The sequence below is a fragment of the Neobacillus notoginsengisoli genome, from assembly GCF_003515685.1.
In the GTDB taxonomy this organism is placed as follows: domain Bacteria; phylum Bacillota; class Bacilli; order Bacillales; family Cytobacillaceae; genus Bacillus_D; species Bacillus_D notoginsengisoli.
Genome location: NZ_QWEG01000006.1, coordinates 146,556 through 172,207 on the forward strand (window position 1 = coordinate 146,556; position 25,652 = coordinate 172,207).

Sequence of the window (25,652 nt, forward strand, 5' to 3'; positions counted from 1 at the left end):
TTTTTTAGTATTTGCCCGCTGTCCATTATACAAAAGGTTGGGGCATTTGTAAAAATATTCTGCTAATAACCTGTCTGCTGCCTCTCATAATTTACTTCATTTTTCTTGAAGTATGCCTCTTCTATATCCACCTCTGTAAACCCAAGCATGTTTCCGAGCTGGAGATAGGAATGGAACATCGCATGGAAGTCGGCTTCCGACCGGCTCTTTTGGAAGGATGAAATCGAGTTGAAAACCGTAAGAAACTGATTCGTTACAGTTGGTTCGGCTCCCGATATTATTTCCGCCCGGGGATAAAATCCGCATTCAATCCCAAGGGACAGGATAAAATGAATGCCATCTACGAATTCTTCCAAGATTATCTCCCTTTCTGATGAAGGCTTTTTGCTCCAGAATTTAAAGGAGCGCGTTTCGTTGGCTAATTCACCGGCCTCAACGAGCAATGCAAGTATTTTTTTATCAAAAAGGTCTTCGGCCTCAAGGCCATGCTTTCTCTCAATGTGGCGATCAAGTGCTGTTTGCATTTCCATTAGTTTTTTAATGTTCATCTTGTTCCTCCTGTTAAAAATTGAAACTATTTACGTTTCTATCCGTATATAAGAGATAAGCCCGGGGCTTGTGCGCCCCTATTGGCTGAATCATCATTCGGCAATAATGGAGCCGGTCGCTGGAGGTCGTTATCTTGATCGAGTTATTGCGTCTCTTTGGGTTAATTTTAACTGGAATAATTCTGTATAAGGGAGTTAAATATTATATAAGCGCCCCCCGGAAACTCGAGGCGGCCAGAAACCACGGCCACTTTCTCCTGCTTGATGATATCAAGAACCCAAGAAAGAATTTTCTTCTGACATACAAAGGGGCCGTATTTGAAGGTGAAAAGTATTTGGGTATTACTGAGGAGTCTTTCGCCGTTATTTCCATATCGATTTGGCCCAGGGATATGGCAAAGCTTGAAACGTTGTCGCAAAGTGACTTTCTTTTTATCCAAAATGAGCTGCTGAAATCCTATCCAAAGGCATCCATTGAATGGACCGCTACCGTGAAGGATTTGCTAAGGCAACAGATTTACTCTATTGAAAAAAACCACTCATCCAATACATTAGCAGACCGATCTCGATGAATGCCAGCAGCGGCATCCCAACTTTGAAGGCTGCGTGTTTCGTTTTATGACGGAAAAACTTCATGCCCGCCACGGCCCCTAACGCTCCCCCTAAGAGGGCCGACAGCCACAGGGAGCTTTCCCTGATTCGGTAAGCGTGCTTCTTGGCCCGTTCTTTATCAATGCCCATCATTGTGAATGCGATGATATTCATCAGCGCCAAATATGTATATATAATTAATTCCACTCCCGCTCCTCCATTCCAAGACGGTTACAACACAAGTTGATTTCCGCTACGGGCACACGCTTTCCGCGGGGCGAAGCAACGACCTGAACCAACTTCATGAGTAACATCTATGAATTGGCTTCGTGCTGCTTTGAGACGAGCTGAAGATAGCTTCCTCGAATACTCTGTGGCGCAGGAGCATCCTTTGTGGAGCCTCCTCGGCGCCTTGGGCCTGTCATTCTAGCTGCAGCGCCTAGGGGCTCGGGGTCTTAAGCCAATCCGTCAAGAAGGCAAACTGCGCCTTCTGGCCGTCTTGTCTTAAGCCTGTCGCCCCTGACCACTAAGAAAAGCTCCTGAGAATAATCATCGCAGTGACAGGCGTTTTTTGCCTGTCACGAAGGCGCTTCCGCTTTTCATGCGGTCTCCACCTTGCCGCTACATCCCGCCGGAGTCAGTGCCCTCCGCTTCAATCAACAAATAGGAATCTAATAGCAGAAAAGCCATTCCCGTTTTTAGGAAATGGCTTTTTATTGTTTCTTATTTATCAAGCTGTTGCTTTGCTGCGTTTGCAAGTTCTGCGAATGCTTGTGCATCGCTTACTGCAAGCTCTGCAAGCATTTTGCGGTTTACTTCGATACCAGCAAGCTTCAGGCCGTGCATTAAACGGCTGTAGGAAAGACCGTTGATGCGGGCAGCCGCATTGATACGGGTAATCCAAAGCTTACGGAAGTCGCGCTTCTTCTGGCGACGGTCACGGTATGCATATTGCAGTGACTTCATGACCTGCTGATTGGCAACTTTGTACAATGTATGTTTTGAACCGAAATAACCTTTTGCTAATTTAAGAACTTTTTTACGACGCTTGCGCGTTACAGTACCGCCTTTTACACGTGGCATGTTATTTCCCTCCTATTGGATCGATCGAGATTACTTAAGATTGTCAAGCAATTGACGAATACGTCTGAAATCGCCTTTGGAAACAAGTGTGGATTTGCGAAGCTTGCGCTTTGCTTTCGTGGACTTGTTTGCGAACAAGTGGCTTGTATAAGCGTGGCCACGCTTCAATTTACCAGATCCGGTTTTTTTGAAACGCTTGGCAGCGCCGCGGTGAGTTTTCATTTTTGGCATTGGGATATCCTCCTTGTTACTTTTCGTTTTTAGGTGCTAATACGAGGAACATGCTCCGGCCATCCATTCTCGGATGGGACTCAATCGTTGCAACGTCCTTGCACGCTTCGGCAAAACGGTCCAAAACACGCTGACCGATTTCTTTATGGGTAATTGCACGCCCTTTAAAGCGGATCGATGCTTTAACCTTATCACCTTTTTCAAGGAATTTAATCGCATTGCGAAGCTTTGTGTTAAAGTCGTGTTCATCAATGCTTGGGCTGAGGCGAACTTCTTTTGTTGTAATGACTTTTTGATTTTTGCGCGCCTCTTTATCTCTTTTTTGCTGCTCGAACTTGTATTTGCCGTAGTCCATGATCCGGGCAACTGGCGGTTTTGCATTCGGTGCGACAAGCACCACATCAAGATTCACACGCCCGGCAATTTCCAAAGCTTCAAATTTCGTTTTGATTCCAAGCTGCTCGCCATTCTGGTCGATCAAGCGGACTTCACGGGCTCGAATGCCTTCGTTCAACAACATGTCTTTGCTAATAGTTAGCCACCTCCAGGTTTAATAACGAATACGTTGTCCAGGACGATTGACTTTGTACCGGCCGGACAGGTTTTTTGCAATAAAAAAAGTGCGGGTGCAAACACCCACACTTACGCACAAAAATTGGTTTTTAAGAAAAAACCTTCACGTAAAACCTGTCAACTGCGGACCGCGTCAACCAGGTGAGAAGCGGGTGCTTCTTCTTCCTAAAGTTTCGTATTCAATTACACTCACTTATCATACCAAACGCACATTGTGGTGTCAAACATGCTGTTTTTCGGCAACGTTAATTATTCTATCAGAATGCAAGATTTATTGCAACTGCCTTTTTTGCAAAAAAAGTGGAATGGTTTTTCCAAATAATTGTCCAACCTTCCAGCGATTATGGGTTTCTTCCAGTCCCATAACGGGAAAACCCTTCATACGTCCAACTTTTAGGACGATAAAAATGATTTCAGGAGGCGGATTGATTTGGGTAAAAGAGTCGTCGGTGTCTATCATTCAGAAGAAGAACTGATTGAAGCAGTTGAACGTTACCAAAATGAAGGCCATACTTTGAGTAATTTATCCGTATATGGAAATACTGGCGGAGCCATGTCGAGGCTCGGGAATTTAACTGGAATAACAGAAGAGCCACTTGCTGAAGGCAAAACAAAAGACAGAGGCTTCTTTGAAAGTTTGGCATCGGCATTTGAAGGCTCTGATCACACTGGGGAAACATCTAATTATGACAATCTAGTCGGGCTTGGTCTTACAGAAAGCGAGGCCAGGGAATACGCTGGCGATTTGGAATCAGGACGGATTATTCTGTTCGAAAACACAGCCGGTTCAGCCGATACTGCAGAATATAGCTTCAACGAAACAGTTGATTTTCGCGGAACCGATGATCGCGCAGGCTTTTCCGGTGATACACTGGAACCAAATGGCGAGCGGACAATGGAGCTGCGGGAGGAACAGCTTGACATCCAAAAGGACCGTGTCCAGACCGGAGAAGTAGAAGTTCATAAGGATGTAGTAGAAGAACAGGAAACGATAGATGTTCCTGTCTCACGTGAAGAGGTTTATGTTGACCGTCGCCCTGTAGACGGAGCAAGAGCGGACGCAGGAAGAGTCGGAGACGATGAAACGATCCGGGTGCCAATCGTTGAGGAAAAAGTGGAAGTGACGAAGAAGCCCGTCGTCAACGAGGAGCTTGTCATTGGCAAAAAAGAAGTCCAATCAACTGAAAAGGTTGTTGAAAACGTAAAGCGTGAGGAAGCACATATTGAATCAGACGGTGAGCTCGATCTGGATGATGATCAACGCAAAGACAGATTTTAATAGAAAAAAAACAGCTGCCAAAATTTCCGGCAGCTGTTTTTTCTCGTTTATTTTTTCACTTCATCATTTAATTTTTCCAAGAAGTCTCCAAATGGCATTGTTTGCGATTTCTGTTCGCCATACTTGCGGACGTTCACGGCTTCATCTTCAACCTCTTTGTCCCCTACGACGAGCATATATGGAATCTTCTGCATTTGTGCCTCGCGGATTTTATAACCAATTTTTTCGTCACGGTTGTCCAGCTCGACGCGGTAGCCCTCCAGCTGCAATTGCTCCTGGACTCGGCGCGCATATTCATCATGTGCTGCTGGCGATACCGGGATCACCTGCACTTGGACAGGAGCGAGCCAAGTTGGGAATGCGCCTTTATACTCCTCAATCAGGAATGCGACAAAGCGTTCCATCGTCGAAACGACGCCGCGGTGGATGACGACCGGGCGATGATGCTTTCCGTCTTCACCGATATAAGTGAGGTCGAATCGCTCTGGCAAAAGGAAGTCAAGCTGGACAGTAGATAGCGTTTCATCCTTGCCTAGCGCTGTCTTCACCTGGACATCAAGCTTAGGGCCATAGAAGGCGGCTTCCCCCTCGGCCTCGAAATAATCCAGCCCGAGCTCATCCATAGTCTCTTTCAGCATGGCCTGGGCTTTTTCCCACATTTCATCGTCATCAAAATACTTTTCAGTGTTTTCCGGATCCCTGTAAGAAAGGCGGAAGGAATAATCTTTAATATCGAAATCTTTATATACCTCGAGAACAAGGTTAACAACACGCTTGAATTCTTCTTTAATCTGGTCTGGACGGACAAAAATATGTGCGTCATTCAGCGTCATGCCACGTACCCTTTGGAGCCCGGAAATGGCTCCGGACATTTCATACCGGTGCATCAGGCCAAGCTCGGCGATTCGAATTGGCAGTTCCCGGTAGCTGTGGATGGAATTTTTGTAAATCATCATATGGTGCGGGCAGTTCATCGGGCGGAGGACGAGCTGTTCATTGTCCATATCCATAACCGGAAACATATCTTCATGGTAATGGTCCCAATGGCCGGAAGTTTTGTATAGGTCAACACTTCCCATCACAGGAGTATAGACGTGGTCATAGCCAAGGCGTGTTTCCTTATCGACAATATAGCGTTCAATGATCCGTCGGATTGTCGCACCCTTTGGAAGCCAGATTGGAAGCCCCTGGCCGACTTTTTGCGCTGACATGAACAAGTCGAGCTCCTTGCCGATTTTCCGGTGGTCGCGTTCCTTCGCTTCTTCCAGGAGGCGCAGATGCTCGGCAAGCTCGTCCTTCTTGAAGAACGCTGTTCCATAAATCCGTTGGAGCATTTTATTGTCGCTGTCGCCGCGCCAGTAAGCGCCCGCAATGCTTAGCAGCTTGAATTCCTTGATTTTGCCTGTCGATGGCACATGGACGCCTCGGCAAAGATCGGAGAACTCGCCTTGGTCATAAATCGTCACTGTTTCATCGGCAGGAATGGCTTCAATGAGTTCAAGTTTGTATTCATCACCAATTTCCTTAAAGAATGCGACCGCTTCGTCGCGGCTCACTTCTCTGCGGACAATTTCAAGGTTTTCATTCACAATTTTGGCCATTTCCTTTTCAATCACGGGCAAATCTTCCGGAGTCAGCGATTCAGGCAGGTCAATATCATAGTAGAATCCGCCTTCGATGACAGGTCCGACACCGAATTTCGCCTCCGGATAGAGGCGCTTGACTGCTTGTGCCATCAGGTGAGCGGTGCTGTGCCGAAGCACCTCAAGTGCATCGGGTGAGTCTTGGGTAACAATTTCAACTGCAGCATCTTCCTCAATTGGCCTGCGCAGGTCAACCATGTTTCCATTCATTTTCCCGGCGATGGCTTTCTTTCTTAGGCCTGGGCTGATGGATTGAGCGATATCTTCAGTTGTCGTGCCTTTCGGGAACTCCTTTACAGCTCCGTCAGGAAACGTAATTTTCAAGTCTGACATCCTTTTTCCTCCTTCTTTTGCAGCTCCGGCAAAAGAACTGCCGTGTGCAGGATTTTTATAATTGGCACTGTAAAATAGGCTGTTGATTTCCGCTTCAGGCGCTTCGCTTTCCGCGGGCGGTCTGGGAGCCTCCTCGGCGCAAGCGCCTGTGGGGTCTCCCACTGACCTTTTCTCCCGCAGGACAAACCCGCTTCTGCGAATAATCATCGCACGAAGAAAATGCGATAGCATTTTCGAGGAGTCTACGCGCCTTCCGCTCCAATCAACGTAGTAAAAAAATAAAAAGCCCGTCCCTGGAAAAGGGACGAGCTGTTACACACGTGGTTCCACCCAATTTTTCATTTAAACAGGCAGACGCGCCCGTTTGAAAAAATGACTTTAGACGGATAACGGCTGTGGCCGCCAAGCTGCTACTCATTTCACTTTCACAGCTGGAGTTCAAAGGTGGTAAGCATTCCTCTCGTGTTGGGAAGTTTTCACCCTCCTTCCCTCTCTGGAAACCGTAAAGAAATACCCATGTCCTTATCATTACTTTTTCTTCGCTATTTTGCTATGTACGTTATTATAGAATTTTGCAAAAGAAAAAGCAAGTGGGCGGGTACTAATTTCACGAGAATTGTACAGGGAAAGCTTCCGTATGATAGAGTTTGACTCTTTCCTCAAAAATATTCTTTATTGTCCTGATCAGAGGGTCGTCGGGGTGTTTCGTATAAAGGTGAATCGATGCTGGCGAAATGGACAATAGCGGGGCTATTGAATAGGAATCCACGTAAACAGGATGATTGATTAAAAGCTTCCGGTCAATCAATTTTGCAAGCTCCGACCTTTTTACCTCTACCAACTTTTCGTCATAAAATGTGATGGCATCACCGGCATAAACGTGCAGGCGTGCCAATTTTGCCGGCCTTCCGTGTAAAAACGCCCTTAACGACTCGATGAACATTTGATATTCCTGCTCCAGCTTGTACTCATCGATTGACATAGCAGCAATGTCCTCCAACTTTTCAAAGAGAGCCCGGAGCCTGAATTTAGAGAAGGAATCAAAAGAAAAGGACTTTGTTTGCTTCAGCATTTGCCCAAGGGACTCTTTGATGGCTGCCTCAAATTCCTGCGGGCCAGGAAAAGCGGCAAGGTCCTGCCTGTTCCCTTCCATGATTGATTGCATAATTTCAACGATTTGCTGCTGCTCTGAAGGATCGCGAAAATAATATGTGTCACTAAGCACTTCCCGAAACCATTCGTCCCATTTAACGTCGGTGATGAAATTCCAGAATGCCTGCTTGACTTTATCGGTTGCTTCCCCGGAAAGGGAGCTGAATATTATTTTAATCGATTCTTTTTCTTCCTTAAGAAAGATGATTTTTTCAATGACTGCTTTCTCTAATTGCGTTTCCAGGTGCCTTAGAAACTTCAGGGCATCCGTGTTTTTTTGGAAGATGATTTCCGCCAACCATATCCCCCCTTGCAAGCCAAGTTTGTATAGTTATATATATGGAGGACGGTCTTTGATTAGAAGTACAGGCTTGATTCCTTCTTATAACCTATTTCAAGGATTTTGGGCAAAAGAAAAACTGCCTAAATGCGGCAGTTTTTCTTGTTAGTTTCTTCGGTTTGGGCCGTCCAGTTTGACGGGTTCGCTTAAATAGCGAATTCTCTCCATAATTCTGCGGGCTTTTACTTTCTCTTCTTCACCGCGCTGGCTATAGGTCAGGTGGTGCTCCAACCCTTGAAAGTCAAAATTGGAGGAAAAAAACGTTGGAAGGTTTTCGAGCATTCTGAATTGGAGGATTGGCCCAAGCACCTCATCTCTTGTCCAACTAGACATCGCTTCAGCTCCGATATCGTCAAGCATTAGGACAGGCTCTCTTTTTAGAGCGTCAATTTTATCGTTAAGGCTGTTGTCAGCGATGGAATTTTTCATTTCCCTTAATAATTCAGGTACATACACAATCATTGAAGAAATTTTCTTTTTAGCGAGTTCATTGGCGATTGCTCCCAACAAATAAGACTTACCGACCCCGAATTCACCATATAAATAAAGTCCTTTCGGCTTTCGGTCCCCATCCATATTCATGACGAATGAGGCAGCCCTTTTCATCGCTTCCATTCTTCCAGGCAGCCCGTCTATGTCAAGGGTCCCAAAAGAAGCATTGAGTATATCCCTAGGGACATGCAAGCTCCTGATTAGTTTTTCATTCTTGCGTTTCTCATCCGCCATGACCTTCCGCGGGCACCGTTCATATTGGACGTCTATTGAATTTCGTTGGAGCACCAATTCAGGATGATACCCCTGCATAATATTGATGCATTTCTCGAGGCTCTCACACTCCTGGCAGTGTTTGCTTTGGTTCGTATATTCATAAAGCTTGATGAGGCTTCGTTCAATCATGCCAGCATCAACGGCGTTGCTGTTTCGCGTAATAAAGTCCTGTACATCCCTGTTGGCCATAATTTCTTCCTTCATTTGAGCATAACGCTTTGTAAAATTTTCATTTGAAGCAAGCCGTTTCAATGTTTGGTTTATCCTTTCCATTCGTGGCCCCTCCTTTCTATTCACGGAACGCTTTCAGCATTTCTTCCACTTCTTTTTTCCTGGCCTCAATTTCAGCCTCGTTTTCTGTTTTTTCATTCTTACCAGCAGCTTGATCCTTATCAAACCAGTCAGGAAGCATTTCAGTCCGGACCGCTTTCTTTTTTGACTGTCTTTTACCCGTCTGTCCTTTTGCAGCTTCACGCGATTTTTCATGCTCCTGCCGCGAAAGGGCCATTGCCTCTCTAACCGTTTTAATTTGTTTTCTAGCCCACTGCCCGGCGATCTTTTCAACATAGCCCTTTGTCATTTTCATATCCGTTTTTTCCATTGCAAGCCAGATTAGAACATTGACAACACCCGGTAAAAGCTTTTGCTTGAACATGATATCTTCAATTAGTTGCAAGTCGGAACTTGCAGGCTCGGCTCCTCCAGACAAATTCTTAAGAACTTCCAGCGGAGAAGCTGTCTCAAAATATCTGGCTAATTTTTCATCCTGAGTTTTCGGTTCTTCCAGCTGCTCTCTCTTGGCCGGCGGCTGCACGCGTTCAATTAGGCTAGGCAGCTTGTCATAGTGGACAAACTGGTACCAGTCCCTCGCAGCCTTGCGGAGTTCTTCTATATCGATTTCATCCTTTTCATTTACCGCACTGAGAACAATGTTCTTCATTTGGAGCGCATCAATGCCATAAAGGAATGCGAGGTTGCTAATGGCATCCTTTACCTTTGGAGTAAGTGCTTTTTTGGGCAAAAGGGAGTCACTTAGCCCGGCGACGAGTAATTGAAAGTCGAACGACTCGTGGGGCAGCTGAACCACATCAGCTTCTGTCCTTCCGATAAACTGCTGGCCTTCTTCAGCTTCAAGTTCGGTGGCATGCTCCTGCATATATTGGAGAGTTTCGGGTGTTGCCGATACATAAATATCCTGAAACCCTTTTGTGACTTCCTCATATTCTTCTCCTGAAGGCATCTTTCTGTCACAGAAAAACCGTTTTAATCTCATAAAATGGTTTTTGCCAATCTTCCTGTATAAATACACATTTAGCATTCCATCAAGAAAGAACTGTTCAGGACTGAGCGGAGGCTGGAGTTCGTATATAAACGAGCGGATATCATCTTCATTTTTCACAAATGTTTTTAACAGGCCAATCCCCTCTAATTTGAGCCTCGCTTCGTATATTTCTTTTAAATTCATTCCGCAGCTGTTCATTAGAAAATGATGGGAAGAAGCCTCGGACCATAACCGATTTTCCTCAAGCTCGCTCCAAAGGGTCATATATACACTAAAGCAACCAGGCCCAATCAGGGGCTGATAAAGAAAAGAAAGGATCTTTCTATCGTAGTCATGGAGCAGCCCGTTCGATGCGACAATGTACCGATCAACGGGAATGAGCTCCTGCCAGTGCTGAGCCAATTCCTTCCCCCCTTTCAAAATGTAAAGCTGTCCTGTAGTTATCAGGCAGCACTTAAGAGCGGGTCAGCCTCAGGAGCGCTGTTTTGCAGAAAAACGAGGCATCCGCCATATTCAGCGAATGCCTGCCGGCCTGACCTATGTAACGGAAGCTTCTCTTAAGCCTGTTCTTTCTTAATTAATTCTTTTAATTCTTCTATAAAAACATTAATATCCTTAAATTGCCGGTAAACAGAAGCAAATCTGACATAGGCCACTTCATCGACAACCGCCAGCCTGTCCATGACCATCTCACCGACTACTTCACTGTTGATCTCGGATGTCCCCTGGCTGCGCAACTCTTTTTCTATATCCCCTGTTATTTCTTCGAGTTCCCTAAGCGAGACCGGACGTTTTTCACAAGCCTTGATCAGCCCGCGCAATATCTTGTCACGGCTGAATTATTCCCTAGTTCCCTCTTTTTTCACTACAATCAGCGGAATTTCCTCAACTTTTTCAAAGGTTGTGAAACGGTAACCGCATTCTTCGCACTCACGCCTGCGTCTTGTCGAACGCCCATCGTCCACTGGCCGTGAATCGAGGACACGTGTACCGTTATGCTGGCAAGCAGGGCATTTCATCTCAGATCAACTCCAATTATATCCGACTATTCTCATCTATTAATACCGGGGTGAAATCGAATTATCATCTCTCTCAATCTTATATAAAAGCGTGTATTTAAACAAGGTTTATTCGCTGTTTTTCCCGGAACCAATATATGTATGAGATTTATCAAGTTCCTTGTAGAGCTTAAGGATTTCCCTTTTCAAAGTGGAATAGTTCCCCATAATGGCCGGACGCTCGGTTGATAAATGGAAGTCGACTGCTGTTTCAAAAGGCCTTACTGTTACAATTGTTGCTATTAGGAAGCATGGAAAAGGCTTTCCAATTTCACAGGCGATTTCCCCACGCTCCTTTGAGGAATCAGCAACCGTAAACGCTGGACGGCTTTTCAAGATTTCTTCAAGGCTCGTAAACAACGTTTCCTTATTGGCGCGGTAATAATGGGTACTCAAATCACGATCAGAATGTTTTTCGCTCGTTTCACACACATTACTAAAACGCCTAAATAAATTTTTTAGCAAAATACTTCCCCCATTGGTTTTTTTGCTTTCTTTTATAAAAGCAGAAAAATTATTGTTAAACCTAGTTTACACTACTTTTTTACAAAAATAAAAAGAGGCGGTACTCCGCCTCTGTGTTTTCATTCATTCGCATTTAAAGTGCCTTTGCCTGTTTTACCTGAACGGGCCCCATGCCGCGCGGAAGCTCGATATTCTCGCGTGTTTGCGCGTTCAATGCCTCTGCAATATAATCAGCTGCAACATTTGGGTTCAGGTCGCCGCATGTGTATACATCAATGCTCGCATACCCGTGTTCAGGAAAGCTATGGATGGTCAAATGGGATTCAGAAATAATGACAACTCCACTGACTCCCTGGGGAGCAAATTTGTGAAATGCCACTTCGCGGATTTCAGCTCCAGATTTTAAAGCAGCGTCTACAAACGTTCTTTCAATAAATTCGATGTCATTCAGCTTTTCAAAGTCGCATCCCCACAATTCGGAGATTACGTGACGTCCCATTGTTTCCATATTAAATTATCCCCCTCTAACTTTTTTGTTTCATTCCTGAAACCATGAATTGACGGTATGCAGCAATTACCACGGGGGAAAGTTAGTCCAAAGAGGTCCTAACCCTTTAAGTAACTATTTGCACCCTAATTTCAAGAAGTTCACGATGACTAGTATACGATGTTTATATGTTATTTGCAACCTATCAAATGAAAATCTTCATCGTTGTGAACAATACGTGAAAAGAGGATGATATGCATAAAAAAACTGCCATGCGGCAGTTTTTTCGTCACCCTACTTTTATACGGTTGATGGATTCGATTTGATTCGCCACATGGATGGCCAGTTCAACAACTCTTGATGAGTAGCCCCACTCATTGTCATACCAGGCGAGGACTTTGACTTTCCTTTTCCCCATCACCATCGTCGACAAACCGTCGATAATTGCAGAATGGGAGTTTGTATTAAAATCGACGGAGACAAGCGGTTCATCGGTATAATCGACAATCCCCTTCATTTCCCCGCGTGAGGCTTCGATGAACAGCGAATTGATTTCCTCTACCGTCACATCCATTTTCAAGTCAACAACAAGGTCGACAAGGGATACGTTCGGAGTCGGCACCCTTAATGACATACCATGCAGTTTTCCCTTCAATTGCGGCAGTACGAGTGAAAGAGCTTTCGCAGCTCCTGTGCTCGTCGGAATGATCGACTGCCCGCATGCCCTCGCCCGCCTCAAATCTTGGTGAGGATTATCAATGTTTTTTTGATCATTTGTATAGGCATGGACTGTTGTCATCAGCCCGTTCTCAATTCCAAATTTATCATCGAGCAATTTTGCAACTGGAGCGAGGCAGTTTGTCGTACAGGATGCATTAGAGATGACGTGATGTTTTTCAATATTTAATGCGCTTTCATTTACGCCCATGACAATTGTAATGTCTTCATCTTTCCCCGGAGCCGTAATGATAACCTTCTTGGCCCCAGCATCCAAATGCAAGGCAGCCTTGTCGCGGGTATTGAATTTCCCGGTTGCTTCAATTGCAATATCAATATTAAGTTCCTTCCATGGCAACTGTTCAGGATTCCGGTTGCTTAATAGCTTTATCCGCTTCCCATTGACAATCAATTCGTCATCAAGGGGGATTACTTCTCCCTGGAACGGTCCATGGATCGTATCGTACTTGATCATATGCGCCAGCGTTTCGGCAGGATAGCTGGCATTAACCGCTACCACTTCAATATTTTCTTCAGCAATGGCTTTTCTAAAAACCATCCTTCCTATTCTTCCAAACCCATTAATTGCGACTCTCGCCTTCATATTACGGCTCCTTCCACACTGTGTTATACTTTTGAATGCCCTTTCACACGATTAGTATAACATAATTAACAAGAATTGTGAGGATTAATATCTCGATTTTTGCAACTTTTCTCGTTTGTCATTTGCGTTGTCGCTTGCTCTTGAAATTAACTGTTTTTAGCTACAGGTACTCTCTGTTCTTGGGCCAGCAAACAGGGAATTTGACGGCCAGCTGTCCCAACATCGACCATCTTCGGACTGCTAACGAAGAAATTACCGTCCGGCTGTCCCAACACCGCGTATTTCAAAATATATGTACAACAAAAAAAGGCTCCATAGCTGGATGCCCTTTTCTGGTTAAAATTCACTATTCCATGCCCCACTTATGCAAAATAGTAACCAATTGCCTCTTGGTATCTTCCACAGGACCGTTATTGTTGATTACGGCATCTGCGAGTTGGGCTTTTTTGACTAAAGGCATTTGCGAACTAATTCTCGCCTCCGCCTCTTCTTTTGAAAAATCATTCCTCGCCATCAGCCTTTTAAGCTGGGTGTCCCTGTCAACGGAAATAACGAGAATTTTATCTACTAAATGGACAAGATTGGATTCAAATAGCAGCGGAATATCGAGGATGACTATGCGAGCCCCAGTCTCCACTGCCGCTCTTTGCTTTTCGGCCATTCGCCGCCTTACTTCCGGATGGACAATCGAATTCAATACAAGCCTCTTGGCTTCCTCATTAAAAACAATCTCTCCAAGCGCGCGCCTGTCAATTTCCCCATCTGGCAAAAGAACCCCCTTACCGAATGCAGCCACTATTTCCTCATATGCCCGTTCCCCGGGCTCGACAGCAAGCTTCGCCTCCGTATCCGCGTCAATGACCGGTATGCCCATTTCTTTGCACATATTCGAAACAGTGCTTTTACCGCTTGCGATTCCGCCTGTTAATCCAACTATGAGTGCCATGTTTTTTTACCTCGATCATTATAATTTCCATATTCCGATTACGATGAGCAGCATGCCCGGAAAAAATGCGATTTTTTCAATCCAGCGCCACCTGGAAAAAAAAGTGCCGCATTTTATACCCGCATACACAAAAACCGAGCTCATCACCGCCGCCGCAATTGAAAGGACAACTGGCGGCAAATCGAGCATGGCCGCGCCAAACCCCGCCCCGAAGGAATCCAGTGACAGTGCAAGTCCGAGCAGAATTGCCTCAATTCCTGTAATTGTCCCGGAAAGGTCAAAGTCAGCAGATAATGGCTTCTTCAATATTTTTATGACCAGCCCGAGAGAACGGACTTCATAATTGACAATCGTTCTTTCTTTATTTTCTGTTTGGCTGTCCCTTGATGGCCGAAAGAATTGATATAGCACCCATGCTCCAAGCAAAATGAGGATTGTTCCGCCGGCCATATTCGCCATCCAGCTAGGCAGCCAGGCACTTGCAAGCTTTCCCGCCGCCACCGAGGTAAACATCGACAGCGCGGAACAGCAGGCAATGATCAAGGCCGACTTCAATGGGAGAGCCATTTTTCGCAAACCGTACGTAAACCCAACGCTGAAGCTATCCATACTGACAGCAAAAGCGAGCAAAAATACCGGAAAGTAACCCATAGCCTGACTCCTTCCTGCCAAATACTACGATAGTATATGGAAGGAAGCAGTCCTATGTTAATACCATTAGGTAAAGGTCTAAGGGTCTTTTGCTAAAGGTCCAGCCGATTTTCACCTAATGAAACAGGACGAAAATAGCAGTTCTGGCAATTAGGAGTCCAAATCGAGAAAGCTCTGGATTAAAGTTTTTGGCAGGTAGGACAAAAATGAGTGCCGCGTCCGCCGACTACACCTTTAGACAGTGGTGTTCCACAGTTTCTGCATTCCTCGCCTTTTCGGCCATAAACGAGCAAGTCCAGTTGGAACATGCCGATCTGCCCCTGTGAATTCACATAGGACCGAATTGTGCTGCCGCCTTTTTCTACGGCTTCGCCAAGCGTGGCAACGATTTCTTCATACAGTCTGGCAATTTCAGTTTCTGTAAGCGAGTTTGCAGGGCGTTCTGGATGGATTCCTGACCTAAAAAGCGCTTCATCTACATAAATATTCCCGAGGCCCACAAGGGTGTTCTGGTCCAGCAAAGCTGTTTTTACTTTTCGTATTGTTTTCCCTAGCCTTTCAGCTAAGTGCTCAACTGTAAATTCCTCGGAGAACGGTTCCGGCCCCAATCCAAAGAGTGGCCGCTGTTCGAATTCTGTTCCCTTTAGGAATAAATGCATCGTCCCAAATTTACGAACATCTCTGTATCTTAATTCCGTACCATCATTAAAATGAAATATCGCATGTGTATGCTTGTCAATTGGTTCGTCTGATTCCGTGACCGAATATTTCCCTTCCATCCGCAAGTGGGAAACGAGGGCGTATTCCTCGGTATAAAACAGCAGGAATTTTCCGCGCCGTCCGATTTCAAGAAAACTTTGACCTGTAAGTGCATCGGTAAATTGGGCTGTATCGGCCGGATTTTTAATCATTTTAGGCCAAAAGACTGACACGTTGCTGACTTTTTTGCCAATGACTAGCTGTTCAAGTGTTTTTCTCACCGTTTCTACTTCTGGCAACTCCGGCATCGCCAACCCTCCTTCAACATAAAAATACCATTACTTCGCGTCGTACCATGTTGGGCCGTATGAATAATCAACTTTTAATGGCACTTTCAATTCTAGAGCATTTTCCATGATTTCTGGAACAAGCTTTTCCAGTTTATTCACTTCATCCTTGGGTGCTTCAAAAATCAGTTCATCATGGACCTGGAGTAACAGTCTTGTCCGCAATCCATTGCTTTTCAGTGCTTCATCCATGTCAATCATCGCTTTTTTAATGATATCAGCAGCACTTCCCTGGATCGGCGTGTTCATCGCCGTCCGCTCAGCAAAACTCCGCAAGTTAAAGTTCCTGCTTGTAATCTCAGGAATGTATCTCCTTCGATGCATCAATGTAGTCACAAAGCCCTGCTGCTTTGCGACTTGAATGATGTCATCCATATAATCCTTTACACCAGGATAGCTGTCCAAATACCTCTCGATGAATTTGCCAGCTTCCTTCCTTGTTATGCCAAGGCTTTGCGAAAGCCCGAAATCGCTGATTCCATATACGATTCCGAAATTGACCGCCTTCGCATGGCGGCGCATGTTCGAAGTAACCTCATTGGCATCAACGTGAAAGACCGCCATGGCTGTTTTCGTATGGATATCTTCTCCTTCGCGGAATGCCTCGATGAGCTTTTCATCATTGGCGATATGGGCAAGGACGCGTAATTCAATTTGCGAGTAGTCAGCCGCGAAAATGACCCAGTCCTCCTCTGAAGGAATAAAGGCCTGGCGAATTTTCCTGCCTTCTTCTAGGCGGATGGGGATATTTTGCAAATTCGGGTCTGTAGAGCTAAGCCTTCCTGTTGCAGTCAAGGCTTGATTAAATCTCGTATGCACTTTATCAGTATCAGGCTTGACTACCTTCAACAGGCCTTCAATATAGGTGGACTGCAGCTTTCCTAGCTGTCGGTAATCAAGAATCAAACGGATAATTTCGTGTTTGTCTGCTAGTTTTTCCAGAATATCAGCGGAAGTGGAATACCCTGTCTTCGTTTTCTTCCCGGAAGGAAGGCCCATTTTTTCAAAAAGGATTGTCCCTAGCTGTTTCGGTGAATTAATGTTGAATTTTTCTCCTGCCATTTCATGAATCTTTTCCTCAATAGAGGCCAGTTTTTCATGCATTTCACTTCTCATCGTTTTTAAACGGTTAATGTCAACCTTTATTCCCAAGGATTCCATATCAGCCAGTACGAGCGATAAGGGCATCTCGAGCTCTGTGAACAATTCATATTGGCTGTTTTCACGTAAACCCTTTTCGAGCAAAGGTTTCAGTTCGCTGATAGAAATCGCTTTTCTGACAAGGTGTTTACTTAATTCAGGTTCTGCAGGTACCTTTCTCTTTGCCCCGCGCCCATAAAAAGCATCATCCGGCTGCACATTCCTCAATCCGTATTTTTTCTCTATTGTGGAGAGGTCATCAATATTGGCAGCGGGATCGATTATATATGAAGCAAGAAATACATCAAACACGACGCCTGTTAAGTGGATACCGCGCCGCCTCAAGGCAACCTCGGAAGCTTTTGCATCATAAACGAACTTATGTTTCGATCCATCCTCGGCCCACTTTTTAAATGCCGACGACTCAAGTGCCAAGGACGCAGGGAAATAAAATTTTCCCTTTTCACTCACAACGGAAAAACCGATGATATCCGCGTAATGATAGTTATCTTCCAATATCTCGATATAAATGGAAGATTCGTCACCAAGCATTTCCTCATTGATCTCTTCGGCAATGGTGAATTCAATTTCATCCAGCTCGGTTTCTGCTCCCGCAGTTGGGACATCTCCTCCAAGTCTGTCGAGGAGTGAATTGAAGCCAAGCTCTTTAAATAGCGTAATGACTTTTTCCCGGTCGAATCCTTCGTATGAAATCGTACCGAGGTCAACCTCAATAGGAGCTTCCCTCGTAATGGTTGCCAACTCTTTACTCATTTCAGCCTGTTCTTTGAACTGCACAAGCTTTTCCTTTAGCTTCTGCCCGCTTACTTGATCAATGGACTGAAGAAGATTTTCAAGCGTTTCAAATTCTTTCAAAAGCTTGATTGCGGTTTTTTCGCCAACACCGGGAACACCAGGGATATTATCTGATGCATCTCCCATTAAGCCTTTCATATCAATGATCTGCCTTGGCTCCAACCCATACTTTTCCTTTATATGTTCTGGCGTGTAATCCTCAATATCGGTAATTCCCTTCCTAGTGATGCCTACGGTCACATTTGGTGAGGAAAGTTGTGTTAAGTCCTTGTCACCGGATATAACCCTGACCTCATAACCCTCTTTTTCCGCGTGTAGGGATAGGGTGCCGATAATATCATCAGCCTCATAATTTTCAAGTTCATATCTCGGGATTTGGTAGACATCCAATAGTTCGCGGATAAACGGGAACTGCTCCGACAGTTCAGGTGGAGTTTTCTGCCTTCCCCCCTTATATTCGCTGAACGTCTTATGCCTGAAGGTTGTCTTTCCCGCGTCGAATGCAACCAGCATATGAGTCGGCTTTTCATCTTCAAGAATCCTCATTAGCATCATCGTAAAGCCGTAAACTGCGTTTGTATGGATGCCTTTTTCGTTGTTAAGGAGCGGCAGGGCAAAGAAGGCACGGTAAGCAATGCTGTTCCCGTCTATTAACACAAGCTTTTTCTTTTTCAAATTAACATCCTCCTGTTCTTTGCAAATCCAGTCCATCCCGGTCTTGACAGCTTTTGCAAGTAGAGTTTTACTAAATAAAACGAACTTAACTTTTTGAACATTGTGGTTGATTTACGCTCCAGGCACTTCGCTTTCCGCGGGGCGTCAGTGGAGCCTCCTCGGCGCATTGGCGCCTGCGGGGTCGCCACCTTGCCGCTGCATCCCGCAGGAGTCTTCGTGCCCTCCGCTACAATCAACTAACTTTTTCGTCTAGTAAGTGAAAAAAACATAGTACAACCTAACTATTCTTAGGTTTTCCTCGGAATGTTTTCCGGAATTCGAGGATGAATTCGGTTCCCACACCCGGCTGGCTCTTCACTTTAATTTTCCCGCGATGTGCCTCTACAATGTGCTTGACAATCGCAAGGCCAAGCCCGGTTCCACCTGAATTCCTACTGCGAGCCTTGTCTACACGGTAAAAACGCTCAAAAATCCTCGGAAGTTCCGTTTTCTCTATCCCAATCCCGGTATCCTTCACCGAAACCCGGATGCGTTTTCCTGTATCTTTCATAGTCAGTATGACTTGGCCGCCAACAGGCGTGTAAGCAATCGCATTGATAAGCAAATTAATGATGACCTGCCTGAGCCTGAAGGAGTCTCCTTCCATTTCAAGGATATCCGTATTTGACTTATACTCAAGATTGATGGTTTTTTTAGCAGCTTTTCCTTCTAGAATTTTGACAATGTCCTGAAGGATGGCCGCCAGATTGAAGTTCGTAATATCAAGCCTGAAGCTTTGCTGTTCAAGCTTCGATAGTTCAAGCAAGTCTTGAATTAACCGCTGCAGCCTATCACTTTCTTTCAAAATGATAGTCAGAAAATCCTTAAGTGCTTCCTCGTCCTTCATCGCGCCATCAAGCAGGGTTTCTGCAAATCCCTTAATGGATGTGACGGGGGTTTTCAATTCATGCGATACATTCGCCACGAAATCTTTCCTGACCTGTTCAAGTTTTTTCAGCTCCGTAATGTCATGGATGACGAGCAAAACACCTTTCCATACATTATTCGTTCCAATAATCGGAAGAGTTGAAACATCAAAATATTTGCGTTTAGCTGATACAGGAAGAATGAGCTGCTTTCTCTGTTTTTGTTCGGTCATAAATATTTCTTCAACCATTTCCCTGACTTCCAAAAAGGGTATCGCTTCATAGTATGGCTTATCCAGAATGTCGTCAGAGTCGATATCAAGCAGTTCCTTGTAGCCTTTGTTGATCAGATTGATATAGCCGCGGCTGTCAATCAGTACTAGCCCGCTTCCAATATTCTCAATTAGCGCAGACAGCCTTTCTTGTTGCACATCCCGGGTTTTTTCCAACTCTTCAAGATTCCGGGCCAGAGTATTTATAGATGTGCTTAACAGACCTGTCTCATCTCTCCGGTCTGTTTCATAAGTACGTGCCCGGTAGTTTCCTTTTGCCAGTTCCAGGGCAACGTTTGCGGCCGACTCAATTGGCTTCGCATATCTTCCGATAATCCGCAAACTAATCAAGACGATGATGGCCCAGGCAAGCCCGAGGCTAATGAAAAGAAGCCACCAAATATTTTTATAGGCATCTTTAATTTGTCCTGAAGTTAAGCTTAAAAACAAATAGCCTTCCAATTGCCCGTCCTTCTCTATTTCTGTCCAATAATAATGAACTTCCTGGCCATCCCCGATTTTAAAAATCCTCTTTTTTGTACCCGAAGTCATTTCTGCCATCAGATCAACAGGCTTGTCCATGCTGCCTTTGCTGTTGTATAGAACATCGCCGCGCTTATCAGTCAAAATGATTCCTGCACCGAGCTGCTTGCTGAATTTCCCAAGCTCCTCCCGTGAAGCCGCGGCAAGGCCTCCGTAATCCTCAATATACATCCGGATCAGGCTGCTCTCCTTTTCCAGTCTTTCATAAAAAGAATCAAGGTAATAATTTTTAAACAGCTGTCCAAGCAAGATGCCGAGCCCAAGAAGGACGCCGACGATGAGGAGAACCATGGCAATGAGCAGCCTTGTCCTGTATTTTGTCATTGGCCTTTGGGATCCTCCATTTTATAGCCAAGTCCGCGAATTGTTTTAATATAGTCGGGCTTTTTTGTATCGGCCTCAATTTTTTCTCTTAAATGTGAAATATGTACATCAACGATCCTGGTATCTCCTGCAAAATCATAGTTCCAGACAGTGCTAAGAAGCTGGTCCCTCGTCAAAACCCGGTTCTTGTTTTGGGCAAGACAATTTAGGAGTTCGAATTCCTTTAATGTTAGCGTAAGAAGCTCCCCATTATACAAAGCTTCAAATCGCTCCGGATAAATAGCCAAGTTTCCGATTATAACAGCTTCCTCTATCTCTGATTCATTGTGCTGCTTCTCTTGGTATTGCTCAGTTCTGCGGAGAATCGCCTTTACCCTGGCGAGTACCTCACGGGGACTGAAGGGCTTTACCATATAATCATCAGCGCCAAGCTCCAGACCCAATATTTTGTCCAGTTCATCATCCTTTGCTGTGAGCATAAGAATTGGAATCATGACCTGCTGCTGGCGAAGCTGCTTACAGACTTCTATCCCATCGATGCCCGGAAGCATTAGATCTAGGATGATCATATCCGGCCTGTCCCTGATCGCCTTCTCCTTTCCTTCCTCCCCATCCAATGCAGTAAGGACTTCATATCCCCCCTGCTCAAGATTGTATTTCAGTAAGGTTACGATCGATTGTTCATCATCTACTACGAGAACTTTTTTCTTCATACAAAACCTCCGCAAATTAGTTCAGTTCCATGTTTGCAAAGCCCCTATTCTATACTATAACATACTATTTTTGCCCTTCAAAAATGGAAGAAGGGCAGCCAAAGCTGCCCTTAAAAGTTTTCAAGTACGCTGCCATCCATTTCTTTTAACTGATGGGGTGGGCAGACTTTCAGTTTTCCTTTGACGACTACTTGTTCGTTTTCGTCTTTCCCTTCAACTGCAATGGAAATCGTATGGCCAATCCTGTCAACCTCTATCACTTCCAGCAAGAAATCTACTGTCCCGTAATGGTAGACGGGTTTCGGGAATTCCAGCTCTTGTGCTAAGATATGGCTTCCTGGCCCCGGAAGGTATTTTGAAATGGCTGAAGAAATAATGCCGGTCAGCATGAACGTTGGGACCACCGGCTTGCCAAAAGGGGTTTGTGAAGCGTAGTCATGCTGGATGTACAGGGGGTTTGCATCGTTGGTCAGGCCCAAGTACAACAATAGATCCTTGTCTTCAATTTTCTCTGTCAGGGCGAGTTTTTCCCCTGCCGTAATTTCCTCAATTCTTCTGCCAAGCTTTCTTTTTTTACCTAAAAGCATGGATCGCACCCCCACCAATACTTCTTAATTTAGAGTTAAAAAATTCGGGGGAAACTCCCCCGAATTCTTCACGTCTTGTTATGCCAGGACCGCCATCACGCTACGGACGGATTCCGCGGATTTATCAAGTGCGTTTTTTTCATCTTCTGACAATTCAAGTTCAATGACTTTTTCAATTCCATTGGCACCAAGAATTGTTGGGACTCCAAGGTAAATTCCTTCGTAGCCATATTCGCCTTCAAGATAGGCAATCGATGGAAGGACACGACGCTGGTCTTTCGAAATAGCTTCACACATCTCGACAAGCGAGGCGGCCGGTGCATAATAGGCACTCCCATTGCCAAGAAGATTGACAATTTCCCCGCCGCCTTTACGGGTGCGCTCAACAATTTCTTCAAGCCGGTCTTTAGGGAGGAGTGTTTCTAGCGGAATTCCGCCTGCATATGAATAACGGACAAGCGGAACCATGTCATCTCCGTGGCCCCCTAGAACGAAACCGGTAATGTCTTTAACCGACAAATTCAGTTCTTGCGCGATAAAAGTACGGAATCTAGCCGTATCGAGAACCCCGGATTGGCCAATCACACGGTTTTTCGGAAATCCGCTTTCTTGAAAAACAGTATAGGTCATCGCGTCAACAGGATTTGTCAAAACAAGGATGAAACAGTCAGGTGAATAGTTTACTATTTCACGAGCTACACTCTTCATGATCTTTTGATTTGTCTGGACAAGGTCATCTCGGCTCATGCCGGGTTTCCGGGCAATTCCCGCTGTAATGACAACGATATCGGAATCCTTTGTATCCTCATAATTGGCTGTTCCTGTCACATTTGCATCAAACCCCTGGACAGGGCCTGCCTGCAGCATATCGAGCGCTTTGCCCTTCGTCGGGTTTTCCATTTGAGGAATATCGACAAGGACGACATCCCCTAGCTCTTTCTGGGCGAGAAGGAATGCAGTAGTCGCACCTGTGAACCCACCGCCGATAACTGAGATTTTTTTGCGCTTCAAAGACATGGTTATTCCCCCTTGGGATTGTTTTCTAATAGGATGCCGGCCTGTATGATGGAAGCCCGTCGCCAAGCCAGTTAAACAACAGAGGTCATGGTTTTAATCCGTACAGGCCTGGTGCTTCCGCTTTCGAAGATCATTCTTTTCCTCTGGAAGCGCCATTCCTTTTTTATTCCATATTCTTAATTAGTTCATCTCCGAATTCCGAGGTCTTGACTTCTTTCGCGCCATCCATCAGGCGTGCGAAGTCATACGTAACAACTTTGGATGCGATTGTTTTTTCCATCGACTCCACAATCATATTTGCAGCCTCGGTCCAGCCAAGATGCTCAAGCATGAGGACACCCGACAAAATGACCGAGGATGGGTTTACCTTATCAAGGCCTGCATATTTTGGAGCTGTTCCATGTGTTGCCTCGAAAATGGCATGGCCGGTTTCATAGTTGATATTTGCTCCTGGCGCGATGCCAATTCCGCCAACCTGCGCAGCCAGGGCATCAGAAATATAATCCCCGTTCAAGTTCATTGTAGCCACCACATCGAACTCTTTCGGGCGTGTCAGGATTTGCTGAAGGAAGATATCGGCAATGGCGTCTTTGACAATGATTCTGCCAGCTGCTTCAGCATCCGCTTGAGCTTTGTTTGCCGCCTCTGTTCCCTCGTCCGCTTTAATGCGGTCATATTGGGCCCAGGTGAATACTTTGTCGCCAAATTCTTTTTCAGCAAGCTCATAACCCCAATTTTTAAATGCCCCTTCAGTATATTTCATAATATTTCCTTTATGTACGAGCGTTAAAGATTTGCGGCCTTCCTTGATTGCGTAATTGAGGGCTGCGCGTACAAGGCGGGAAGTTCCTTCCTCTGATACAGGCTTAATCCCGATACCCGAAGTTTCCGGAAAGCGGATTTTATTGACTCCCATTTCTGTCTGAAGGAAATTAATCAGCCTTTTCGCCTCTTCTGAACCTTTTTCGTATTCAATTCCCGCATAAATATCTTCGGTATTTTCACGGAAAATAACCATGTCACAATCCTCTGGGCGCTTAACTGGAGATGGAACACCTTCAAACCATCTAACTGGGCGCAGGCATACAAACAGGTCAAGCTCCTGGCGCAAAGCAACGTTCAGTGAACGAATGCCTCCCCCAACCGGTGTTGTCAAAGGACCTTTAATGGCAATCAGATATTCATTGATGGCATCCAAGGTTTCCTTTGGCAGCCATTCGCCTGTCTGGTTGAACGCCTTTTCTCCTGCCAGCACTTCCTTCCAGACGATTTTCTTTTCTCCTTTGTATGCTTTTTCAACCGCTGCATCAAGGACTCTTACCGATGCGTTCCAAATGTCAGGGCCCGTTCCATCCCCTTCGATAAATGGTACGACAGGATTGTTTGGTACATTCAACTTTCCATTTTGGACTGTAATTTTTTCTCCTTGCATTGTCAAATCTCCCTCCACTGTTCATACATAAAGGTTAGAAGGCAGCCTCCTAACCTTTTCGGACGACGGAAACGAGACTCGCCTCCGACATTTCATTCCTCTATTCATTACATCAATTTTTCCTGCAAAAGTAAAACAATCCGCAGTTGATCAGCGCAATCCAATTGGGACATACTTTTGCATGCCCGGCCCGTTATACTCTGCGCGTGGACGAATCAGCCTGTTATTGTCATACTGCTCAAGAATATGGGCAAGCCAGCCTGAAACACGGCTAATCGCAAAAATAGGGGTAAATAAATCATGGTCGATGCCTAGGCTATGGTAAACCGAAGCGGAATAGAAATCGACATTTGGCGGAAGGTTCTTTTCACCGGTAACAATTTTCTCTATCTTTGTCGACATCTCATACCAATGCGGTTCCCCGGTCAGTGTCGTTAACTTCCTGGACATTTCCCTTAAATGCTTCGCACGCGGATCTCCTTTTCTGTAAACCCTATGCCCAAATCCCATAATTTTTTCTTTTCTATCAAGTTTTTCCCTAACATATGTTTCAACATTTTCAAGTGAACCAATTTCAGTCAGCATTTTCATGACCGCTTCATTAGCCCCTCCGTGGAGCGGCCCCTTCAGCGCGCCAAGAGCGGCGGTTACACCTGAATAAACATCGGAAAGTGTCGCCACACATACCCTGGCAGTAAAGGTCGATGCATTCAATTCATGATCGGCATGCAACACCAATGCCTTATCAAATGCTTCGACTGCGATTGCATCCGGATCCTTGCCAGTCAGCATGTACAAGAAATTCGCTGCAAAGCTTAGTTCCTTCTTCGGAGCGATTGGCTCAAGGCCTTTTCTCACCCTTGCAAACGCAGTGACTAATGCAGGGATTTTGGCCTGGAGGCGAATTGCTTTTCGGTAATTGGCTTCGGTATTCATGACATCCGCCTCGCTATCATAAAGACCAAGGAGCGAAACAGCGGTCCTTAAAGCAGCCATCGGATGGACGCTCTTAATAGGATACATTTTGAAATGTTCAAGCACTTCCTTTGGAAGCTCCGCCTCTTGAGACAGCTGTTTCTTCAATTCATCCAATTCAGCCTCAGTGGGCAGCTTTCGGTGCCATAAGAGAAAAATGATTTCTTCGAAACTAGCATTCTCTGCAAGATCATCAATATCATAGCCGACATATGTTAAAGTATCATCGATGATCGAGCTGATGGAGGATGTTGTTGCCACAACTCCTTCAAGTCCACGTGTAACTGACATGCCAAATCTCCCCTTTGCATTCTGTGATTTCCTGCCATTCATGGTGCATCTGGCCGGGCATATCCCTCCAAATAAAGTTTATGAGCGGTTGCTCGGAAATGGCCCAAAAAACAGCATTTGCCTAATCAGGCACAGGCAAATGCAAGCTTTCCTGCCAGGCACAAT

At 45.2% G+C, this 25,652-nt stretch carries 23 protein-coding genes, 1 pseudogene and 2 other annotated features; of the genes and pseudogenes, 1 reads left to right on the forward strand and 23 read right to left on the reverse strand.

What is annotated here, in order from left to right; all coding sequences use genetic code 11:
• Nucleotides 1–62: 62 nt before the first annotated feature.
• The 5 genes from D1B31_RS10915 to infC form a co-directional block, all read right to left on the reverse strand.
• Nucleotides 63–548 carry a dUTP diphosphatase gene (locus tag D1B31_RS10915; RefSeq protein WP_118920815.1) on the reverse strand — a complete coding sequence of 162 codons (486 nt, stop codon included), beginning with the start codon at nt 546–548 and terminating at the stop codon, nt 63–65.
• A gap of 522 nt (nt 549–1,070) precedes the next feature.
• Nucleotides 1,071–1,346 carry a DUF1294 domain-containing protein gene (locus D1B31_RS10925; RefSeq protein WP_420846090.1) on the reverse strand — a complete coding sequence of 92 codons (276 nt, stop codon included), beginning with the start codon at nt 1,344–1,346 and terminating at the stop codon, nt 1,071–1,073.
• Between the two features lie 516 nt (nt 1,347–1,862).
• Nucleotides 1,863–2,222 carry a 50S ribosomal protein L20 gene (gene rplT / locus D1B31_RS10930; protein WP_118920817.1) on the reverse strand — a complete coding sequence of 120 codons (360 nt, stop codon included), beginning with the start codon at nt 2,220–2,222 and terminating at the stop codon, nt 1,863–1,865.
• Between the two features lie 30 nt (nt 2,223–2,252).
• Complete coding sequence (gene rpmI, locus D1B31_RS10935) at nt 2,253–2,453, reverse strand: 50S ribosomal protein L35 (RefSeq protein WP_118920818.1); 201 nt, start codon at nt 2,451–2,453, stop codon at nt 2,253–2,255.
• 16 nt (nt 2,454–2,469) lie between these two features.
• Nucleotides 2,470–2,973 carry a translation initiation factor IF-3 gene (gene infC / locus D1B31_RS10940; RefSeq protein ID WP_118920819.1) on the reverse strand — a complete coding sequence of 168 codons (504 nt, stop codon included), beginning with the start codon at nt 2,971–2,973 and terminating at the stop codon, nt 2,470–2,472.
• Nucleotides 2,974–3,061: 88 nt separating this feature from the next.
• Nucleotides 3,062–3,196 (reverse strand) — a sequence feature (ribosomal protein L20 leader region).
• 260 nt (nt 3,197–3,456) lie between these two features.
• Between infC and D1B31_RS10945 the strand changes: the two genes are divergently transcribed.
• Nucleotides 3,457–4,305 (forward strand): YsnF/AvaK domain-containing protein, encoded by an 849-nt coding sequence (locus tag D1B31_RS10945; RefSeq protein WP_118920820.1) that lies wholly within the window; start codon nt 3,457–3,459, stop codon nt 4,303–4,305.
• 47 nt (nt 4,306–4,352) lie between these two features.
• On the opposite strand, the gene thrS is transcribed toward D1B31_RS10945, so the two are convergent.
• The 18 genes and pseudogenes from thrS to citZ all read right to left on the reverse strand — a co-directional run bounded on the left by thrS (nt 4,353) and on the right by citZ (nt 25,487).
• Entirely contained in the window at nt 4,353–6,281 is a 1,929-nt protein-coding gene (thrS, locus tag D1B31_RS10950) for a threonine--tRNA ligase (RefSeq protein ID WP_118920960.1), read from the reverse strand.
• Nucleotides 6,282–6,578: 297 nt separating this feature from the next.
• Nucleotides 6,579–6,819 (reverse strand) — a binding site (T-box leader).
• A 69-nt stretch (nt 6,820–6,888) separates the two neighbouring features.
• The gene (ytxC, locus tag D1B31_RS10955) at nt 6,889–7,731 is read right to left on the reverse strand and encodes a sporulation protein YtxC (RefSeq protein WP_158587521.1); all 843 of its coding nucleotides are present in this window, start codon (nt 7,729–7,731) and stop codon (nt 6,889–6,891) included.
• A gap of 147 nt (nt 7,732–7,878) precedes the next feature.
• The gene (dnaI, locus tag D1B31_RS10960) at nt 7,879–8,814 is read right to left on the reverse strand and encodes a primosomal protein DnaI (RefSeq protein WP_118920822.1); all 936 of its coding nucleotides are present in this window, start codon (nt 8,812–8,814) and stop codon (nt 7,879–7,881) included.
• 16 nt (nt 8,815–8,830) lie between these two features.
• Complete coding sequence (locus tag D1B31_RS10965; protein WP_118920823.1) at nt 8,831–10,225, reverse strand: replication initiation and membrane attachment family protein; 1,395 nt, start codon at nt 10,223–10,225, stop codon at nt 8,831–8,833.
• A gap of 155 nt (nt 10,226–10,380) precedes the next feature.
• Nucleotides 10,381–10,842 (reverse strand): annotated as a pseudogene (gene nrdR / locus D1B31_RS10970) (transcriptional regulator NrdR).
• Between the two features lie 108 nt (nt 10,843–10,950).
• Complete coding sequence (locus D1B31_RS10975; RefSeq protein ID WP_118920824.1) at nt 10,951–11,346, reverse strand: hypothetical protein; 396 nt, start codon at nt 11,344–11,346, stop codon at nt 10,951–10,953.
• 133 nt (nt 11,347–11,479) lie between these two features.
• Nucleotides 11,480–11,854, reverse strand: coding sequence for an adenosylmethionine decarboxylase (gene speD, locus D1B31_RS10980; RefSeq protein WP_118920825.1), 375 nt, complete (start codon nt 11,852–11,854; stop codon nt 11,480–11,482).
• Nucleotides 11,855–12,122: 268 nt separating this feature from the next.
• Nucleotides 12,123–13,154, reverse strand: coding sequence for a glyceraldehyde-3-phosphate dehydrogenase (locus D1B31_RS10985; RefSeq protein ID WP_118920826.1), 1,032 nt, complete (start codon nt 13,152–13,154; stop codon nt 12,123–12,125).
• A gap of 346 nt (nt 13,155–13,500) precedes the next feature.
• Nucleotides 13,501–14,100, reverse strand: a complete 600-nt coding sequence (coaE, locus tag D1B31_RS10995; protein WP_118920828.1) for a dephospho-CoA kinase — start codon at nt 14,098–14,100, stop codon at nt 13,501–13,503.
• Nucleotides 14,101–14,118: 18 nt separating this feature from the next.
• Nucleotides 14,119–14,751, reverse strand: coding sequence for a sporulation membrane protein YtaF (gene ytaF / locus D1B31_RS11000; protein WP_118920829.1), 633 nt, complete (start codon nt 14,749–14,751; stop codon nt 14,119–14,121).
• Between the two features lie 179 nt (nt 14,752–14,930).
• Complete coding sequence (mutM, locus tag D1B31_RS11005) at nt 14,931–15,758, reverse strand: DNA-formamidopyrimidine glycosylase (RefSeq protein ID WP_118920830.1); 828 nt, start codon at nt 15,756–15,758, stop codon at nt 14,931–14,933.
• 30 nt (nt 15,759–15,788) lie between these two features.
• Nucleotides 15,789–18,464, reverse strand: coding sequence for a DNA polymerase I (gene polA, locus D1B31_RS11010; protein WP_118920831.1), 2,676 nt, complete (start codon nt 18,462–18,464; stop codon nt 15,789–15,791).
• 241 nt (nt 18,465–18,705) lie between these two features.
• Complete coding sequence (pnpS, locus tag D1B31_RS11020; protein ID WP_118920833.1) at nt 18,706–20,472, reverse strand: two-component system histidine kinase PnpS; 1,767 nt, start codon at nt 20,470–20,472, stop codon at nt 18,706–18,708.
• The gene (locus D1B31_RS11025) at nt 20,469–21,185 is read right to left on the reverse strand and encodes a response regulator transcription factor (RefSeq protein ID WP_118920834.1); all 717 of its coding nucleotides are present in this window, start codon (nt 21,183–21,185) and stop codon (nt 20,469–20,471) included. The genes pnpS and D1B31_RS11025 overlap by 4 nt, the downstream gene beginning before the upstream one ends.
• A 110-nt stretch (nt 21,186–21,295) precedes the next feature.
• Nucleotides 21,296–21,772 (reverse strand): MaoC/PaaZ C-terminal domain-containing protein, encoded by a 477-nt coding sequence (locus D1B31_RS11030; RefSeq protein ID WP_118920835.1) that lies wholly within the window; start codon nt 21,770–21,772, stop codon nt 21,296–21,298.
• Between the two features lie 78 nt (nt 21,773–21,850).
• Nucleotides 21,851–22,789, reverse strand: a complete 939-nt coding sequence (gene mdh / locus D1B31_RS11035; RefSeq protein WP_118920836.1) for a malate dehydrogenase — start codon at nt 22,787–22,789, stop codon at nt 21,851–21,853.
• A 163-nt stretch (nt 22,790–22,952) separates the two neighbouring features.
• Nucleotides 22,953–24,221 (reverse strand): NADP-dependent isocitrate dehydrogenase, encoded by a 1,269-nt coding sequence (gene icd, locus D1B31_RS11040; protein ID WP_118920837.1) that lies wholly within the window; start codon nt 24,219–24,221, stop codon nt 22,953–22,955.
• A gap of 150 nt (nt 24,222–24,371) precedes the next feature.
• On the reverse strand, nt 24,372–25,487 hold the full coding sequence (gene citZ / locus D1B31_RS11045; RefSeq protein WP_118920838.1) for a citrate synthase: 1,116 nt from the start codon (nt 25,485–25,487) through the stop codon (nt 24,372–24,374).
• Nucleotides 25,488–25,652 lie beyond the last annotated feature (165 nt).